General features: G+C 52.2%; 20 protein-coding genes and 1 other RNA gene. 6 read left to right on the top strand and 15 right to left on the bottom strand.

Features of this window, described 5'->3' with window-relative positions; genetic code table 11:
* Window positions 1–112 precede the first annotated feature (112 nt).
* Together VVR27_RS04425 and VVR27_RS11580 are read left to right on the top strand one after the other, a co-directional pair.
* Complete coding sequence (locus tag VVR27_RS04425; RefSeq protein WP_346872318.1) at window positions 113–712, top strand: GDSL-type esterase/lipase family protein; 600 nt, start codon at window positions 113–115, stop codon at window positions 710–712.
* A 171-nt stretch (window positions 713–883) separates the two neighbouring features.
* Complete coding sequence (locus VVR27_RS11580) at window positions 884–958, top strand: 50S ribosomal protein bL37 (RefSeq protein ID WP_377129465.1); 75 nt, start codon at window positions 884–886, stop codon at window positions 956–958.
* Window positions 959–1,022: 64 nt separating this feature from the next.
* On the opposite strand, the gene rsrA is transcribed toward VVR27_RS11580, so the two are convergent.
* A complete protein-coding gene (gene rsrA / locus VVR27_RS04420; RefSeq protein ID WP_346872317.1) occupies window positions 1,023–1,307 on the bottom strand; it encodes a mycothiol system anti-sigma-R factor in 285 nt (94 codons plus the stop codon).
* A gap of 26 nt (window positions 1,308–1,333) precedes the next feature.
* Entirely contained in the window at window positions 1,334–1,969 is a 636-nt protein-coding gene (locus tag VVR27_RS04415) for a sigma-70 family RNA polymerase sigma factor (protein ID WP_346872316.1), read from the bottom strand.
* Window positions 1,970–2,201: 232 nt separating this feature from the next.
* Between VVR27_RS04415 and VVR27_RS04410 the strand changes: the two genes are divergently transcribed.
* The 4 genes from VVR27_RS04410 (at window position 2,202) to hisN (ending at window position 6,125) form a co-directional block, all read left to right on the top strand.
* On the top strand, window positions 2,202–2,735 hold the full coding sequence (locus tag VVR27_RS04410) for a DoxX family protein (RefSeq protein WP_368547231.1): 534 nt from the start codon (window positions 2,202–2,204) through the stop codon (window positions 2,733–2,735).
* Window positions 2,736–2,922: 187 nt separating this feature from the next.
* Window positions 2,923–4,227, top strand: coding sequence for a 3-phosphoshikimate 1-carboxyvinyltransferase (gene aroA, locus VVR27_RS04405; protein WP_368547230.1), 1,305 nt, complete (start codon window positions 2,923–2,925; stop codon window positions 4,225–4,227).
* Entirely contained in the window at window positions 4,227–5,315 is a 1,089-nt protein-coding gene (gene rsgA / locus VVR27_RS04400; RefSeq protein WP_368547229.1) for a ribosome small subunit-dependent GTPase A, read from the top strand. Before aroA ends, rsgA begins: the two co-directional genes overlap by 1 nt.
* Before the next feature lie 9 nt (window positions 5,316–5,324).
* Window positions 5,325–6,125 carry a histidinol-phosphatase gene (hisN, locus tag VVR27_RS04395; RefSeq protein ID WP_346872313.1) on the top strand — a complete coding sequence of 267 codons (801 nt, stop codon included), beginning with the start codon at window positions 5,325–5,327 and terminating at the stop codon, window positions 6,123–6,125.
* Between the two features lie 40 nt (window positions 6,126–6,165).
* Here hisN and VVR27_RS04390 read toward each other — a convergent pair whose 3' ends face one another.
* From VVR27_RS04390 to VVR27_RS04330, 13 genes are all read right to left on the bottom strand, one after another.
* Window positions 6,166–6,717 carry a DUF4190 domain-containing protein gene (locus VVR27_RS04390; protein ID WP_368547228.1) on the bottom strand — a complete coding sequence of 184 codons (552 nt, stop codon included), beginning with the start codon at window positions 6,715–6,717 and terminating at the stop codon, window positions 6,166–6,168.
* Window positions 6,718–7,379: 662 nt separating this feature from the next.
* Window positions 7,380–7,755: a transfer-messenger RNA gene (gene ssrA, locus VVR27_RS04385) on the bottom strand.
* A 164-nt stretch (window positions 7,756–7,919) separates the two neighbouring features.
* On the bottom strand, window positions 7,920–8,522 hold the full coding sequence (locus VVR27_RS04380) for a DUF4190 domain-containing protein (protein ID WP_368547227.1): 603 nt from the start codon (window positions 8,520–8,522) through the stop codon (window positions 7,920–7,922).
* 29 nt (window positions 8,523–8,551) lie between these two features.
* Window positions 8,552–9,040: an SsrA-binding protein SmpB gene (gene smpB, locus VVR27_RS04375; RefSeq protein ID WP_346872310.1), complete on the bottom strand. Its 489-nt coding sequence runs from the start codon at window positions 9,038–9,040 to the stop codon at window positions 8,552–8,554.
* A gap of 2 nt (window positions 9,041–9,042) precedes the next feature.
* Window positions 9,043–10,167, bottom strand: coding sequence for a peptide chain release factor 2 (prfB, locus tag VVR27_RS04370; RefSeq protein ID WP_368547226.1), 1,125 nt, complete (start codon window positions 10,165–10,167; stop codon window positions 9,043–9,045).
* A 93-nt stretch (window positions 10,168–10,260) separates the two neighbouring features.
* A complete protein-coding gene (locus VVR27_RS04365; protein WP_368547224.1) occupies window positions 10,261–10,758 on the bottom strand; it encodes a pilus assembly protein TadG-related protein in 498 nt (165 codons plus the stop codon).
* Complete coding sequence (locus VVR27_RS04360) at window positions 10,758–11,258, bottom strand: hypothetical protein (protein WP_368547223.1); 501 nt, start codon at window positions 11,256–11,258, stop codon at window positions 10,758–10,760. The genes VVR27_RS04365 and VVR27_RS04360 overlap by 1 nt, the downstream gene beginning before the upstream one ends.
* Complete coding sequence (locus tag VVR27_RS04355) at window positions 11,230–11,619, bottom strand: TadE family protein (RefSeq protein WP_346872306.1); 390 nt, start codon at window positions 11,617–11,619, stop codon at window positions 11,230–11,232. The genes VVR27_RS04360 and VVR27_RS04355 overlap by 29 nt, the downstream gene beginning before the upstream one ends.
* A gap of 4 nt (window positions 11,620–11,623) precedes the next feature.
* Window positions 11,624–11,833, bottom strand: coding sequence for a hypothetical protein (locus VVR27_RS04350; RefSeq protein ID WP_346872410.1), 210 nt, complete (start codon window positions 11,831–11,833; stop codon window positions 11,624–11,626).
* A 40-nt stretch (window positions 11,834–11,873) separates the two neighbouring features.
* Entirely contained in the window at window positions 11,874–12,806 is a 933-nt protein-coding gene (locus tag VVR27_RS04345) for a type II secretion system F family protein (protein ID WP_368547222.1), read from the bottom strand.
* A complete protein-coding gene (locus VVR27_RS04340; protein WP_251379052.1) occupies window positions 12,803–13,663 on the bottom strand; it encodes a type II secretion system F family protein in 861 nt (286 codons plus the stop codon). Before VVR27_RS04340 ends, VVR27_RS04345 begins: the two co-directional genes overlap by 4 nt.
* Window positions 13,660–14,910, bottom strand: coding sequence for a CpaF family protein (locus tag VVR27_RS04335; RefSeq protein WP_368547221.1), 1,251 nt, complete (start codon window positions 14,908–14,910; stop codon window positions 13,660–13,662). Before VVR27_RS04335 ends, VVR27_RS04340 begins: the two co-directional genes overlap by 4 nt.
* A gap of 322 nt (window positions 14,911–15,232) precedes the next feature.
* On the bottom strand, window positions 15,233–15,991 hold the full coding sequence (locus VVR27_RS04330; RefSeq protein ID WP_409349932.1) for an ABC transporter ATP-binding protein: 759 nt from the start codon (window positions 15,989–15,991) through the stop codon (window positions 15,233–15,235).
* Window positions 15,992–15,997: the final 6 nt, after the last annotated feature.

The raw sequence follows: 15,997 nt of genomic DNA, 5'->3' as shown, positions 1-15,997 counted from the left end.
GTATTGAGTGATGTCACGGTGTGCACTCAGGCTGCAGGAGGGTTTAGACTGGGTTAGAACTGTACATATTCACAGCGGTGCCACTAGGCGCCAACTGACCAGAAAGATATACGTGGATCAGCGAAAAATTCGTCTTGTAGCCGTTGGCGATGATCTGCTCGCAGGCGTCGGGGATCCCCGCACCCTCGGGTGGTTCGGTCGAGTCATGGCGCGCACCCCTCAGACCTCAGCTTCGATTGCTGCTTACAACCTGGCTGCGCCCGGTGAAGGTAGTGAAATGCTCAATAGCCGCTGGTTCGAAGAGGCATCTCGTCGTTTCGCGCAGGGTCATGAAAACCGTCTGGTCATTGCGCCTTCTAGCTATGACATTGATTTGGGCATGACCAGTGCCCGATCACGCCTCAATCTTGCCAACATGGTGGATATGGCGTCGCAGAATAACATCAAGGTCCTTGTTGTGGGCCCGCCCCCCACTCTCGATGCTGAGCGTAACCGCAAAATTGCTGACCTCTCAGCCGCTTATGCGGATGTGGTGACCCGCCGTAACCATGTCTATGTTGATACGTTCAACCCGCTTTTGCATCACGAGCAGTGGCGTAACGATCTAGCCGCTAATGACGGGCGCCCTGGCCAGTCAGGCTACGGCCTCATCGCATGGCTGGTGCTACACCGCGGCTGGTACAACTGGTTGCAGATTTCAGAACCTGTTTAAACACTAGAATCAGGCGCTCCTTTCGCTCAGCTTACGTTCGCAACCATGCTCGTGAGAATGCAAAGCGTGCCGAGATATGCGAGAATAGGCAGAAGTGCCATTTAATGGTGCTACCGACCAATAGCTGCGCTACCCCGGTACTGCAGTTCCACCTTTATCAAGGAGGCTCATATGAGCAAGCGCGGTCGTAAGCGTAAGGATCGCCGTAAGGGCGGCGCGAACCACGGTAAGCGCCCCAATTCATAAGGCAATAAAAAGGGCCCTCACTTCGGTGAGGGCCCTTTTTCATGGGTAGATTTACCTCATGCGGCTAAGCGCTAGGGTGTTCGTGGTGACCTTCAGAGTGAAGCTCATCTATGCGAGCTCGAATTTTCGAGGTGAGGCTGGTGGGAGCTGTCTCTGTGCAGGTTCGGCGTATCGCTTGCCGGATGATGCACTCAAGATCATATTCTTTAGCGCAGTGGCTACATTCGGCCAAGTGCGCTTGTAACTCTTCCAGATCTTGACAGCTGATGGGGTCATCAAGGTATTCGTAGATACTGGCAAGTCGTTCAGCGCAGGGATTCTCTGCGGTGCTGGGGAGGGTTTCATTCATGCGAATCTCCTTTCCTTTAGTCTTTTTTAAATACCGGTGATACCGCGGTCAGTAGCATAGTCGGACAACAAATCTCGCAGGAGCTTACGCCCCCGGTGAAGCCTGGACATTACCGTTCCGATAGGGGTGTCCATGATTTCTGAGATTTCCTTATAGGAGAACCCTTCAACATCTGAGTAGTAGACCGCCATGCGGAAATCCTCTGGAATGGCTTGCAGAGCCTCTTTAATATTGGAGTCAGGTAGGTGCGACAGGGCCTCTGTCTCGGCTGATTCTAGCCCCTTGGAATCGTGTGCGCCCGCTTGAGCCAACTGCCAATCTTCTACAGTGTCAGTATTAGCTTGCTGCGGTTCACGTTGCCGCTTGCGGTAGACATTGATGTAAGTATTCGTCAGAATACGGTAAAGCCAGGCTTTTAAGTTGGTTCCGGGCTTGTACTGGTGGAAGGCTGAAAAGGCTTTCATGTAGGCCTCTTGCACCAGGTCTTCAGCGTCCGCGGGGTTACGGGCCATGCGCAAGGCTGCAGCGTAGAGTTGGTCTACGTACTGCAATGCTTCGCGCTCAAAACGTAGCTTTCGTTCAGCGTCGGTCTCCGGTGCGGCACCGGAGGCACCTTCCGCAGCTTCAGGTTTACCTGCCACGGGTGAGGTTGCGGTGGTCATTGCCCTCCAATTGTCTTCTTTCGCTGACTTCTAACTCTACCGGTGATGACGCTGTGGCACGAACGTCCTATAGGGTTCAAGGTACAGCGGTTAGCTTTTATTCCCAGGTGCAGTTTTTCAGTAGATGTTCTGTAGAGCGCACCGTTAAGAAGTATTTATTATGTAAGCTTAGTGATAGGTAGAAACTGCCGATTCCCGCGCGAGGGAAAAGCATTCTAATGAGGAGGAACTCATGTCACTAGTACGCCGTTTGGCCCGCCCTATGTTGGCTTCAAGCTTTATTGTTTCAGGAGTGGAACGTTTGCGTGACCCAGATTCAACTAAGCACCTGTCCAAGGCAATCGGCCTAGCGAGCAAGGCTGCACCCCAGCTTCGTGCGCTAGAAGGCCAGGAGAAGCTAGTCGGCCAGGCTTTAGCAGGTTCACAGGTTGCAGCTGGGGCTCTATTTGCCCTCGGTAAGCTACCGCGTTTCTCATCGACTGTCCTGCTCGTTACTGGCGCGATCAATGCCTACGTTGAGCACCAGGCTTCTGAGGCTCAGACGACAGAGCAGAAGTCAGCCCGCCGCCAGTCAACCGTCCGTAATGCATCGTTACTAGGTGCTGTAGCTATTGCTTCAGTAGACACCAACGGCAACCCCTCACTTGCATGGCGTGCCAATAAGCTAGGTCAGCAGGTCGCTAAGAAATCATCGCAGCTGGCTGGTGACGTTAAGGACGCCAGCAACGATGCCCACCAGAAGGTTGAGAATCTCTTTGCTTCCTAGAGCAAGTTTTTCTAGGCGTTCATAGTTCGAGAAACCCCGCACCCTATCGGTGCGGGGTTTTCGACTGTCTACCGAGGGGCCCTAAAATGGTGAGTACACTGTGAAACAATGTAGAACGGAAGCAGGTATTGGCGTAGTGAGCGTGAATAATTCAGCGATTGCATCTGGCAACTGGGGAGCACCAACTATGAGTGGACCCGCAGATGCCTCAGCTCTGGTGGAAATTCCTGGGTCTAAGTCCCTCACCAACCGCTATCTGCTTCTAGCCGCTCTAGCGGAAACCCCTTCCTTGATTCATGCCCCCCTGCATTCTCGGGATGCACAGCTGATGGTGCAGGCTCTTACCCAGCTCGGTGCCAGATTCGAAGAGATTCCAACGAACTCCTCTTTTGGGCCCGATCTTAGGGTTCACCCCATTGATTTTTCAGCTCCAGAACGTTCGGTTTCAATTGATGTTGGTCTGGCAGGAACCGTGATGCGGTTCGTTCCACCGGTTGCGGCGCTGCTTTCAGGCTCTTTTGCTTTTGACGGTGATCCCCATGCCCGTCAGCGTCCTATGGGCCCCGTTATCGACTCGCTTCGTGCCCTGGGCGCCCAAGTGGAAGATGCCGGTGTAGGTGCCCTCCCTTTTACCGTTATCAGTAACGGTTCGATTGTTGCCAGCGAGCTAGAAATCGATGCTTCCGCTTCATCTCAGTTTGCTTCCGCGGTCTTGCTCGCGGCCTGCCGTTTTGAAAACGGCCTGACCCTTCGCCATATTGGCTCACCCATTCCTTCTATGCCGCATGTCGAGATGACTCTCGAGACCATGCGCCAGGTGGGCATTGACGTTTCTTACGATGGCCAAAACATCTGGCAGGTTGCAGCCTCGCGGTTCCCTGGCTTTGAGGTGACGATAGAACCTGACCTTTCGAATGCTGGGCCCTTTCTGGCAGCTGCCGTAGTTACCGGTAATACCGTTATCGTTCCCCGCTGGCCGCTTGAAACAACTCAGGGCGGTAATCACTGGCTTGAGATTCTCCCGGCCTTTGGTGCCGCAGTGTCTCTCGAGGGTGGAGAGCTAAGGGTGACCGGCCCTGCTGCGGGAGCCTCATCCCAGTACCCCGGCCTGAACTGGGATTTATCAGAAGCCGGTGAATTAGCGCCGACCGTTGCCGCTATCTGCGCCCTGGCCAATACCCCCAGCGTCCTTTCGGGTATTGCCCACCTTCGAGGCCACGAGACAGATCGCCTAGCCGCTCTTACCCAAGAGATTAATAGGCTTGGCGGTCAGGCTCAAGAAACTGCTGACGGCATTCGCATTGAGGCACCGGTAGAACACGGTGATTTCTTCAGAACCTACGACGACCACCGTATGGCGACCGCAGCAGCCATTATCGGTCTGCAGGTTCCCGACGTCGTGGTGGAAAATGTAGAGACCACAGCCAAGACGCTACCGGGGTTTACTCACTTATGGCAGAACATGCTGGAGCAGTGGAAGGGGGCTCAGTAATGCGCCGTCACTGGGATGAAAGCGATGTCAAGATTCGCCCCAATAAAAAGGGCTCACGCCCCCGCACTAAAGACCGACCAGCCTATAAAGAAGCCATCATCGGCAGAATTATCACCGTAGATCGGGGCCGTTACACCGCGGTGGTAGATGAAGGTACCGCCCAGGAACGCTCAGTAACAGCGGTCAGAGCCAAAGAGTTGCGCCGCTCCCCTATCGTGGCGGGAGACAAGGTTGGTCTCGTAGGAGATATCAGCGGCAAACCCGATACACTCGCCCGCCTTATCCGCATCGAAGAGCGCACTAACCTCCTTCGCCGAAGTGCCGACGATACTGATCCGGTCGAGCGTGTTGTCGTTGCCAACGCTGACTACTTGGTTATTGTAGTAGCCGCCGAAAATCCTGAGCCGCGCACAGGGTTTATCGACCGATCCCTGGTCGCAGCCTTTGATTCCGGTCTTAAGCCCATTCTCTGTATTACCAAAACTGATCTCAAGCACCCCCGGTGGCTGCTGGATTACTACCGGAATGTCGACCTGACCATCCTGCTATCAAAGGCTGTGGACGGCAGGGCACCCAGTGAACAGGGTTCAGAGGGGCTCGATGTGTCTCTGGTCGAGCAGCTCCACACCATTTTGGACGGTTCAGTCTCGGTGCTTCTAGGCCACTCAGGTGTGGGTAAATCAACCCTTGTCAATGCACTAACTGGCGCTGAGCGAGCTACGGGGCACGTCAACGCTGTGACGGGTAGGGGTCGGCATACTTCCTCTTCAGCCCTAGCTTTGCAACCCCGTGACAGTAAAGCTGGCACCTGGATTATCGATACTCCCGGGATCCGATCCTTCGGGCTGGCTCACGTTCCCGTAGAAAACCTAGTCGCAGCTTTTAGCGACCTAGCCCCCGGCGCGTTAGACTGCCCTAAGGGCTGCACCCACTCTCTTACCGCCCCCAACTGTGGTCTTCAAGCATACGTAGAGGCTGGGCAGGCGGGGCAAGCCGGCGTCGAACGCCTCGAGTCGCTCCGCAAACTGCTACGGGTAGATGAGCAAGAAGGCGATACCGAAAAAGAACTTGGCAATTTAGAACATTAACGAGCAACTATGAATACTAACTACACCGATGACTTGCGCCTGGCGCATATTATGGCGGACACCGTTGACCGGCTGACCCTGACTAAATTCAACGCCCACGATTTCACTGTGGAGACCAAGCCAGACCTCACCCCCGTTACAGACGCTGACCGTGAAGCCGAGCAACTCATCCGCTCCCAGCTCTCACGGGTACGCACCCGTGATTCAGTGTTGGGCGAAGAATTTGGTTCCACCGGCACCTCCCCCCGCCAGTGGGTTATCGACCCCATTGACGGAACCAAAAACTTTGTACGCGGCGTCCCCGTCTGGGCTACCCTCATTGCTCTGCTGGAACACGGTAAACCGGTGGTAGGTGTAGTTTCAGCGCCGGCATTGCAACGACGCTGGTGGGCTGCAGAGGGCACGGGGGCCTACACCGGCCGCTCACTTGCCAAGGCAAAACGTATTAGCGTTTCAGCAGTTAACCGACTGGAGGACTCTTCTTTTTCTTATTCATCGCTCAGTGGGTGGAAAGAACTGGGTCTGCGGGACAGTTTTATCGACCTTACCGATCAGGTATGGAGGACCCGCGCCTACGGAGATTTCTGGTCCTACTGCATGGTCGCTGAAGGTTCCGTTGACTTCGCTGCTGAGCCAGAGCTCAACCTCCACGATATGGCTGCTCTTGTGCCCATTATCAAAGAGGCAGGCGGCAGTTTTACCTCTCTAGCAGGTGTAGAAGGGCCTCACGGCGGCAACGCACTGGCTTCCAACGGCAAGCTTCACCAGGACGTTCTGAACTATCTAGGGACTGAAAAAACCGTAGGTTAAAAGAAAACTGCCAGGGTCATTAACCCCGGCAGTTTCTTTATTAAGAATTCTCAGCGACACATTCTGCGATTGCCTCTTCATGACCTGAATATAAGACTTCGCAGTTAGCTTGCTCGGCGACTCTCATGAACCAAGAGGTCACCAGCAACATACCAATGGCTAAAGGTATACAAAGAGCTCCGGCGATGATACCGCACCAGGCCATTACGTTTGTTCTACCGGTGAACTGTGTTCTTTGACCGGCTGATTTTTGCCTCAGGGCTACAATTCCAAGAACTAGGGCTGTGACTGCGGGAATCATAGCCAGTAGTGCCAAGCCGCCAGCAAGCAAAACTGTCATATAGGCGGCAGCGGCGCACATGACTGACATGAATGCGGTGAAGTAAGCGCGCCCGCGCTTATCGCGGGTTACTTCGCCGTAGGGGCGGCGGTAGGCTACTGGAACCCGGTAGGCTTCAGGCTCACCTGGGGTAGAAAGGTCATAGGGGGCAGCCTGTGGTGTCCCAGGGTGCGGCTGGATGCCGGACGCCCCAGCCATGGGGGCTCTTGGGGGCTGCTGAATCTGGGGCACGGCTTCTCGCTTTCCGCTCAAGTGTGTTCTCTAGGTCTCTATAGGCTAGATTATCAGTTCACCCGAGGACCAAGTGCAAAGCCACCGTGATCAACCAGATGGCCCAGAAAATCTCCGCTAGAAACCCGGAACTCGGTTGATAAGCTTGGTTTTATAGTGTTCAGATACTCTTCTGATGATTCCATGTTAGAAAAAATTGGAGTTTGCTCTCACTAGCGCGAGTACCGAGGCGTTACTAGGAGTCCGGTTCGATTGCACCGGCGTCAAACAGAGCCCGTTTGAGCATGCCATGACCGGGTATAGGGTTAGCGCTACTAGGGGTTCGGCGGTAAGAGAGTGTATTTCACAGCCCGCCTTAAGAGTTGTCAGCGCTCTCCACGAAGAACCGGCAGTGACCAAGAGCAGAGTTTTTTAACACGTTGCTGAACAAATTCATCAAATCTACCTATCAGGTGCTTGCCTATCGAGCTCCCCCTCTCTCCCGAGATGGTTGATGAAGGCACTCGTGAAATTCATGGACAAGATTTTGGGCCTTACTGGGCGTCTTGGGGTTCAGGAAGCAAACGAGAGTGATAGTTAGACCAACCCCAAGTTTTCACTGTTCGCGCGGCCCTCCCTGCCTCTCTGTGTCTTTTAGACACAAGAAGCCCCCTGACCCTATATTTCAAGGGTCAGGGGGCGGTCTGTGGAGATGCGGGGAATCGAACCCCGGTCCGATGTGGTGTCAACGGGTCTTCTCCGTGCGCAGTTTGTGAAAGCGGTGTTTTCGGCTACCCTGCTTGCGCAAACACTTACAGGGCCTAACCTATTCACATGAAAGTCCCGTTTACCCCTGTGAACTGGGCAAACGGCAGTGGCCTTTTAAACTGATGGTAGTAACTGAGCCAAAGGCATGCTCAGGCTACCAGACTGCATCGCTGGCTTAATTAGGCAGCGAGTGCGAAGTCAGTGCGCTTAGATTCTGCACTTATTTTTTTGCAGAGGGCGTTAACGAGATAACTCTGCATCCTCGGCACGCTTCATCCATTTCAACTCACATCGTCGAAACCGATCATCCCCATATTCTTTTATCAAAGAACCCGAATAAAACGTTATCTAGCAGTCTCTAAAGATGTTCTCGTATAAAAATGCTAGCTCGTAATTACTCAGATATCCCAGCTTACACCTGTCCTCTACCCGTGTAAAGGTAGAGGACAAGTGAGCCGTTTGAGAAACACCCAGGTTTAGTTATCTGAGGTGCTGATTCCCATCTGCTGATTGATGCACTGTTCTAATGCGACCTGATCATTAGAATAATCAGCGCATTCCAAAGCAGCTCCGCCTGCCCATCCAAAGAGTATTCCCACAACGATGGCAGCAAGAAGACCCAATATGCTGAGGACGATACCGGTAATAGCCATTCCCTTACCATCAGCTTGACCCTTGTTAGCTTTCACCAGAGCAACGATGCCCAGGATTAGACCAACCAGACCAAAAATACCGCCAATAAGCATCCAGCCGCTGAGGAAGGCGAGGATACCGAGCACCAGCGCTGCGATAGCCAGCCCCTTTGGCTTGGGCTGCTGGTAAGTGTGGTAACCGTTAGTTCCGTAGGTTGACTGCTGGTAGCCCTGTGAGTAGTCAGTAGCCGGCTGGTTGTAGGCTTGCTGCTGAGCTCCGTTGTAGGAAGGGGCATTCGTTGAATAGTCAGTTGGGTTGCTACCAGCAGCTGCCTGGGATCCAGCCTGGCTAGTTGAGTTAGGCTGACCGTCGTTGTTTCCTGAAGCAGAGTACTGCCCGGGTACGTAGTCGCCGTAAGAATTTTCGTTGTTATTGCCGGTGGTCATCATTTACTCCTTGAGTGTTTGGTTAAATCTTAGCCAAGATTCTTATAGCGCATAGCCTTGTGAGCTTCAAGATTATCCTGCCGCTCACGAAGCGCTTGGCGCTTATCGTAATCGCGTTTACCTGTGGCTAGCGCGATTTCTACCTTGGCTTTACCCTTGGTGAAATAAAGCTTGAGCGGCACAACTGTGTAGCCGCTTTCGCGTAGTTTCTGGGCAATTCTATTAAGTTCGCTGCGGTGCAACAGCAGCTTACGCCGGCGGCGGGCTGCGTGGTTGGTCCACGAACCGCGGCCGTACTCTGCAATATGGATATTCTCTAGCCATAGTTCATCGCCGTACATCTGGCAGAAACCATCGGTCAGAGATGCTCCACCATCTCGTAAGGATTTGACCTCTGTACCTAGGAGCACCAAGCCGGCCTCCCAGGTTTCGATGATATTGTAATTGTGCCGAGCCCGGCGGTTGGAGGCGACTATACTATTATTTGGGTCAGCCTTAACAGGTTTTTTCTTAGCCATTCTTACTCTTCATCTTTTCTTTCAGCTCGTGCAGCAGCTCGCCATCGTACCCCAGCATCAATAAAACTATCTAGCCCTCCGTCGAAGACAGCGCTGGGGTTGCCTTCCTCATGGTTGGTGCGTAAATCTTTAACCATCTGGTAGGGGTTTAGTACGTATGATCGCATTTGATCGCCCCAGCTGGCTTTAACATCGCCGGCGAGTTCTTTCTTCCGGGCATCTTCTTGCTCTTTTTGGAGTAGTAAGAGCTGTGATTGAAGCACTCTGAGGGCCGCTGCCCGGTTTTGGATCTGAGACTTTTCATTTTGCATCGAGACAACTATTCCGGTGGGAATATGCGTCATGCGAACCGCTGAGTCAGTAGTGTTGACTGACTGTCCACCTGGCCCAGATGACCTAAACACATCAATTTTTAACTCGTTCTCAGGGATATCTACGTGGTCAGTCTGCTCAATGAGGGGTATTACCTCGACTGCCGCAAAACTGGTCATTCGTTTTCCCTGGCTATTGAAAGGAGAAATGCGAACAAGACGGTGTGTGCCAGCTTCAACAGATAGACGCCCGAAGGCGAAGGGTGCTTTGACCTCGAAAGTTGCTGATTTGAGGCCGGCTTCCTCAGCATAGGAGGTATCCAAGATGCTAACCTCGAGCCCGTTGCGTTCAGCCCAGCGGGTATACATCCGTAATAGCATTTCAGCGAAGTCAGCTGCATCAACACCACCGGCCCCTGCGCGGATTGTGACTACAGCGTCACGCTGGTCGTACTCACCAGAGAGCAAGGTGAGTACTTCGAGCTCAGCCAGCTTGGTACGGATAGTGCCTAGCTCTTTTTCGGCATCTGCAAGTGCCTCGGCATCGCTGTCTTCTTCACTGAGCTCAACCATGATCTCAAGCTCGTCTAGGGCTTCTTCAATTTTGAGGAGGCGGGCTAAATCTGCTTGTTTATGGGAGAGTGATGACGTTATTTTTTGGGCGTTCTCGGGGTCATCCCAAAGCTCAGGTGCACCAGCTTGCTCTGAAAGCTCTTCGATGGCACGGCGCATACCTTCGATGTCGCTTACCTCTGCAATGGAAGCGTAGGTCGATCGAAGGTCTCTGATTTCAGCTGAAAAGTCTATGGATGCCATGGGTATTAAGCCTATATGAAATTCATAAGCTCTGTGAGTTTCTTACCGCCGTTTTACTCAAGGGCAGAAAGTAGAGCAGCGGGGAGGTTTTCTCTACTGTTGCTGGGTGGTCTGAACGCGTGCTCTGCCGGTAACGGTGATGGGGACGCCATCAGGAACCACCACCGACAACAAGGGCGGATAGGCCGTTGAGTTGAGTACCACTACAGCCGTATTGGAGGTGGAGACACCTGTAGCGGGATTAATGATCAGGTTATTAAAATCAGATGCTGCACCACTCTCCACAATAAAGGTTTGGACCGTTGAGTTAACCGTTGTCGGGTGTAGCCGGGGCACAGCCTCATCTGCTCCTGCAGAGTTGATGCCTTCTACCCGCTGAGCAGCAGCGCTGGCACTTTGATCGGCCAGTGCCTGAAGTCGGTGTCTTTCCAGGTACACCGAGCTCACGGCCACCACCGTGGAGGCTACTAGTAAAAGCACGAGGCAGAGACCCACAATGAGCAGCAGAATACTACCCTTCTCGCTGTCTACAGGGTATTTATTGTGATGGCTTAATAGCCAAGCTCGGTCTCTCCAACGGACTGCAGTCATTATGAGTAGAGCCCTCCCCAGCTAATAGCTTGAGAAGTCATCGTTGCAATAGTTGGGGCACCTGGCCAGGGTATAAGCGGTAACTGCACTTCGATTGAGACACTGACTGTTAGACGCTCGCCGTTGGCGCAGCTATCTTCGCATCCGAGCTGAGTGCTGACCTTGCTCGCATCCACGCCGTAGTCACTGGCCGCCCGCTCTGCAACTGATTGGGCAGCGCCTTGACCTCTTAGGCTAGGTTCAACTTGTTGCATATACTGAAGAGATTGCTGACTAGCGTTAGAAGCTGCAAAAGCTCCAGACTGGAGAGCGAAGACGGAGATGAGAAAATACATGGTGGGTAGCATTAGCATGGTGCCCAGCACGATAAACTCAATCAGAGCGTTGCCGCTCTCGTGATGGTCGGCCCTCGCAGGGGACGGTCCATCGGGTTGCCCTTTAGCTTCTGTAGATTCTGCGCGTTTGGTCGCCCTAAGCACGTCGCTGCTGAACCACGGCATGACCGGTCACCTCCCAGGATGAGACGAAACCAAAAGGCCCTAGTAAGGGAACAGGTGCTTGGATACGTACCTCGACAGCAGGTACGCCCTGCCAGTCAGTAATTCCTGTAGTGACATCTGCTTGGTAGGAGTCCGGCAGAACACTGTATAGAAGCTCTATAGCTCTAGCGCCACCATCTTCTGGCTGTCGATCCAGCAACGCCCCGTATCGAGCGCCTTGCGAGGCAGCATCCTGCACCACATTTTTTGTGAACATAGCAAACGCTATTTGCAGGACGCCCAGAAAGAGTAAGACCACCATAGCCGAAACCATGACGAACTCCGCGGTAGCGTTACCCCTTTGAAGATCCTCGCGCACCATATCTTTAGCGGCTCAGCATCGACATAGCGTTATTAAACATGCCGATGAGTGCATCTTGAGCAACCACAAGAATCGCAGCGACCAGAATTGCGGTCATCATGGTAATCATGACCCAGCCAGGTACATCCCCTCGTTCGCTGTAATCTTCTGAAGAAGGCGGGGCAAAAAGAGCCAGCATCACTTTCAGGTAGGTTTCGTTCATAAGATTCTTCATATCGGGGTTCCTTCTTATTGATATAGCTGTGAGTAGGTGGTCAAAAATTTAGATTGAGAAGTGAGATACCTGGAAACATCGCAAACAATACGGTGAGCGGCAAGATAAGGAAAACAACCGGTGTCATCATGCCGATTTCTTTCTTGCCAGCGGTTTCCATTAGCTCTCGTTTAGCGTTATCCCTGACGTCCTGTGCTTGAGCTCTAAGCACATCAGCTAACGGTGTTCCTCGCTCGATAGCGACAATGAGACCATCTACAAATCGAGATAAAGCTGCGACGGAAGTTCTGCGAGAAAAGCTCTGCAAGGCACTCAGAAGGCTTTCTCCAGAACGGGTCAGGGCTAAAATCTTACGGAATTCCTTTGAAAGCTCACCGTTTGAGCTACGCACCACTCGTTCAAGAGAACCAATCGCAGACTCACCAGCTGTTACCGACAGTGCCATCAGTTCAGCCAGCGCCGGGAATTCGGCAAGCATTGCCTTTTCACGCTTATTAATCTGTTGAGTCAACCAGTAGTCCCTACCCAGGAAACCGCATGCGCCAGCCAGCAGCACGAGAATCAGACCGGTTATTATTCCTACCTGTCCTCTTACTGCACCCATCACCACAAAAAACAGCGCTAGGATCAGAGCTCCAATGCTCCACAGAACTTGCTGCACGCGGTACTCAGAGACGGTGACTCCGCCTCCCCACTGCTCAATACGTTTCTCCAAAGAAGCGGTATCCAGGCTACTCCTACCTAGAGTCTTGTACATTGTCTCGATGGCCGGTGCCAGCATAGCTGTAAACCCACCATATAAACCCTCTGGTAAATTGCGGAACTCACTCACCGAATTTTTTCTCAGTTCAGCTGCACGAAGTTGAGAGGCAATACGCTCAGAAAAGTCCTCGGTTCGGTGCACCAGCGTGCTGAGAATAATGAGCCAAAGGCCACAGGCTAAACTCAACCCTAAAATAACTTCGAGGTTCATGCCAGCACCCGCTTTTCTTCAGGCAGTGAACCTATTCTCATCATCAGTCTGTAAGCAAAAATCGTAATGAGCAGGCCACCAGAAAGAACTACGAATCCAGCCACACTATTATAAATTTTTAGTGTGCTGGGTTGAGTAGCCATAAGACCCAGGACTATCCACGGGGCAACACTGGCCAGGCGTGCAGCATTGACCGTCCACGATTGACGAGCCTCGAGCTCAGAACGAGTTCTGGTATTTTCTCGAAGGAACATACTCAGCGTTCCTAATAGTCGTCCTAAATCAGTACCGCCAACCTCACGCGTTACTTTAAGAGCTTCGATGATGTTATCTGCTGTAGGGTCACTGAGCCGCGTCTTAAGACGTTCCAGCGCAGGAACAAACTCACCACTAGCTCTATAGTCTGAAGCGAAAGCTGCAAAAGCTGGCCTGAGAGGTTCCGGGCCGCGGTGTTGAAGTTGCATCAGAGCCTCCGGAAGAGACATTCCTGCTCTGATTGCAGACCTGAGATGATCCACCGCATCTGGCCACAAATCCCGTAATACGGTTTGTCTACGCTTTGCGCGGTAACGTATCACCGTTCGGGGTAAAAATATTCCTATCACCCCGCAAATGATTGCCAGTGGAACTATGCCTGTGAGCGCCAATGCGATAATCGTAAGGAAGAGGGCAGCCACTAGCGACATCGCGAAGAATAATTTGACCGATACCTTCTCAAGGTCAGCTTGCCTCAACATAGTCTGCAAGCTGGATGCCTTACGGACCTTCAAAGGCTTATTCTGTGTTTCCTGCCAGAAAGACACCCAGATAAAGAGGAATCCAACTCCCATCATCAAACCGATAATGACGCTTATCATGCTGAGTCTCCGGTGTGACTGAGAAGGGTCTCCGGGGAAAAACCCGCCCTCCTAAATTTATCCTGAGAAGGTGTTTCTGAGCCAACACAAACAAGGCGGCCCTCACGCTGGGTAAAGAGCGTCGAAGTCTCAATTATTCCGTTCTCGACCCTGTTACCTACAGCCACAATTTCTTCTACTCGCCGTCTTCCTTGTAGGTCACGGGCACAGTGGACCACAAGATCAAAGCATGATGCTACGGTCGGAACCACAAAGCCCGATGAGATATTGTCACCAGCGAGCAAGGGCAGGGTACAAATTTTTGTTATTGCATCCCTGGCAGAGTTGGCATGAATAGTACACAGACCGGGTAAGCCAGAGTTGAGAGCAATGAGCATATCAAGGGATTCTGCTTCGCGGACTTCGCCGATGATAAGGCGGTCAGGGCGCATGCGCAATGCTTCTTTCACAAGACGTCGCAGGGGAATTTCACCCTGTCCCTCAAGGTTGGGTTGCCTGCACTGCATATTGACGACATCCCTTAAGGGTATTTTGAGTTCAAAGATCTCTTCACATGTCACAACACGTTCACGCATACCGATGGAGGCTGTTAAACAATTCAACATGGTGGTTTTACCAGCCTGGGTAGCTCCCGAAACAAGAACGTTGATACCGCTAGCAATGGCAGCATCAAGAAAGCGAGCAGCCTCTGGCGAGAGTGAACCTAGTTTCACGAGATCATTGAGACGCGTTGCTCTGGCAATGAACTTCCGGATGTTCACAGACCAGTGCTTCCTGGTGATATCGGGAATTACAACGTGCAGCCTGGATCCGTCAGGCAGGGAGCTATCAACAAAAGGGGTACTAAGATCAAGACGGCGTCCAGAGGTCTTAAGCATTCGCTCAACTAGCGCTCTAATTTGCTGATCGTCCAGAGAGACACCGGTTAGCTCAGATTCCCCTCCCCGAGCGACAAATACCTCGGTGGGTGAATTAATCCAGATTTCTTCAACATCAGGATCGTCAAGAAACTTTTGGATTTCACCAAACCCACATACTCTATCGAAAAGTACGTGGTGAAGAGGCGCAAGGTTATCGACTCTAGGAACAATCCCCCTGAGCATTCTCTGCTCGTAGGAATCGATAGCTCGGGTGATGAGTTTTCTGGCCTCATCAGGTTGAGTCAGGGGATCAATATTGCTCTGACGCACTAGGTCACGCACGTCCATCTCAAGCAGTCGTTCAGCTTCGATTACGGACACTGTCATTCCCCCCTTGTCTCGGCTCCCGAACCCTCAGATATAAGCACAAACATAGCCTTTATATGGCGGGATATCCAAGCCTAATCACCGGGTTGTGGATAACCTCCTCAGCGAAATAGCAGAACGTATTCAGCTACTAACCAGTAGCCATCCTTTGACTAGCAGGAATAGATTTATCCTCATTTTGGGGTGGTTCAGGGTGAGAGGTGCACACAAAGGACTATGAATGCGTAACATATTGACACAATTTTCGACCATTGCTTCTAAAAAGGCACCCACTGAACGATATGTTCAATGGGTGCCCTCTCACTAAAATGTAGCGACTTCTTTACTTTTCTCCCCGCAGTATCTTGATAGCATCATCGATATGCCCATCAAAGCTAAGGTTGCCCTTCTCCAAAACCACACCTCGGTCACAAATCTTTGAGACCAAGTCAAGATCGTGGCTCACAACCACCAAGGTCTTGCCTTCTGCACACAGCTCTCTAATCTTGCCAATACATTTTTTCTGGAAGGGTTCATCGCCTACAGCGAGGATTTCATCCACCAAGAAAATCTCTGGATCGGTATGAACAGCCACCGCAAACGCCAATCTCAGATACATACCTGAAGAATAAAATTTGACCTCGGTATCAATGAATTCACTAATTTCTGAGAATTCAACGATCTGGTCAAACTTAGCCTCAATCTGTTCCTTCTCCATGCCGAGAATTGCAGCGTTGAGATAGACGTTATCTCGTCCAGTGAGGTCAGGGTGGAAGCCCGCACCAACCTCGATCAGGCCAGCGATACGCCCGCGCGTCAGCACTTCTCCACCATCAGGGTGCATTACTCCAGAGATAAGTTTAAGCAGAGTTGATTTACCGGAGCCGTTAAAGCCGAGTAGAGCTACACGCTCCCCCTCGCGCACATCTACCGTTACACCGTTCAGTGCGTTGAACTTCTCATTCAGGTCGCCCTTACGCCCCTTTATGAGCCAGATAAAGGCTTCCTTCATAGAGCGAGTATGGCGGAGCACAAAACGCTTAACCAGCGAGTCAACGCGAATCACCACTGCGGCGTCCGGCGAAACCGGTGGCAGGTTCATTTCTTC

It is taken from the genome of Rothia sp. LK2492, assembly GCF_040946345.1.
In the GTDB taxonomy this organism is placed as follows: domain Bacteria; phylum Actinomycetota; class Actinomycetes; order Actinomycetales; family Micrococcaceae; genus Rothia; species Rothia endophytica.
This window is presented reverse-complemented; position numbering and strand designations above follow the sequence as displayed.

Bases quoted from the DNA above. Each gene is read 5' to 3' on its own strand.
- VVR27_RS04360 (WP_368547223.1), bottom strand. From the start codon at position 11,258: ATGCCGTGGTTCAGCAGCGACGTGCTTAGGGCGACCAAACGCGCAGAA.
- VVR27_RS04335 (WP_368547221.1), bottom strand. From the start codon at position 14,910: ATGACAGTGTCCGTAATCGAAGCTGAACGACTGCTTGAGATGGACGTG.
- VVR27_RS04340 (WP_251379052.1), bottom strand. From the start codon at position 13,663: ATGATAAGCGTCATTATCGGTTTGATGATGGGAGTTGGATTCCTCTTT.
- prfB (WP_368547226.1), bottom strand. From the start codon at position 10,167: ATGGCATCCATAGACTTTTCAGCTGAAATCAGAGACCTTCGATCGACC.
- rsrA (WP_346872317.1), bottom strand. From the start codon at position 1,307: ATGAATGAAACCCTCCCCAGCACCGCAGAGAATCCCTGCGCTGAACGA.
- rsgA (WP_368547229.1), top strand. From the start codon at position 4,227: ATGCGCCGTCACTGGGATGAAAGCGATGTCAAGATTCGCCCCAATAAA.
- VVR27_RS04330 (WP_409349932.1), bottom strand. From the start codon at position 15,991: ATGAACCTGCCACCGGTTTCGCCGGACGCCGCAGTGGTGATTCGCGTT.
- aroA (WP_368547230.1), top strand. From the start codon at position 2,923: ATGAGTGGACCCGCAGATGCCTCAGCTCTGGTGGAAATTCCTGGGTCT.
- VVR27_RS04415 (WP_346872316.1), bottom strand. From the start codon at position 1,969: ATGACCACCGCAACCTCACCCGTGGCAGGTAAACCTGAAGCTGCGGAA.
- smpB (WP_346872310.1), bottom strand. From the start codon at position 9,040: ATGGCTAAGAAAAAACCTGTTAAGGCTGACCCAAATAATAGTATAGTC.
- VVR27_RS04410 (WP_368547231.1), top strand. From the start codon at position 2,202: ATGTCACTAGTACGCCGTTTGGCCCGCCCTATGTTGGCTTCAAGCTTT.
- VVR27_RS04380 (WP_368547227.1), bottom strand. From the start codon at position 8,522: ATGACCACCGGCAATAACAACGAAAATTCTTACGGCGACTACGTACCC.
- VVR27_RS04355 (WP_346872306.1), bottom strand. From the start codon at position 11,619: ATGGTGCGCGAGGATCTTCAAAGGGGTAACGCTACCGCGGAGTTCGTC.
- VVR27_RS04345 (WP_368547222.1), bottom strand. From the start codon at position 12,806: ATGAACCTCGAAGTTATTTTAGGGTTGAGTTTAGCCTGTGGCCTTTGG.
- VVR27_RS04365 (WP_368547224.1), bottom strand. From the start codon at position 10,758: ATGACTGCAGTCCGTTGGAGAGACCGAGCTTGGCTATTAAGCCATCAC.
- VVR27_RS04350 (WP_346872410.1), bottom strand. From the start codon at position 11,833: ATGAAGAATCTTATGAACGAAACCTACCTGAAAGTGATGCTGGCTCTT.
- hisN (WP_346872313.1), top strand. From the start codon at position 5,325: ATGAATACTAACTACACCGATGACTTGCGCCTGGCGCATATTATGGCG.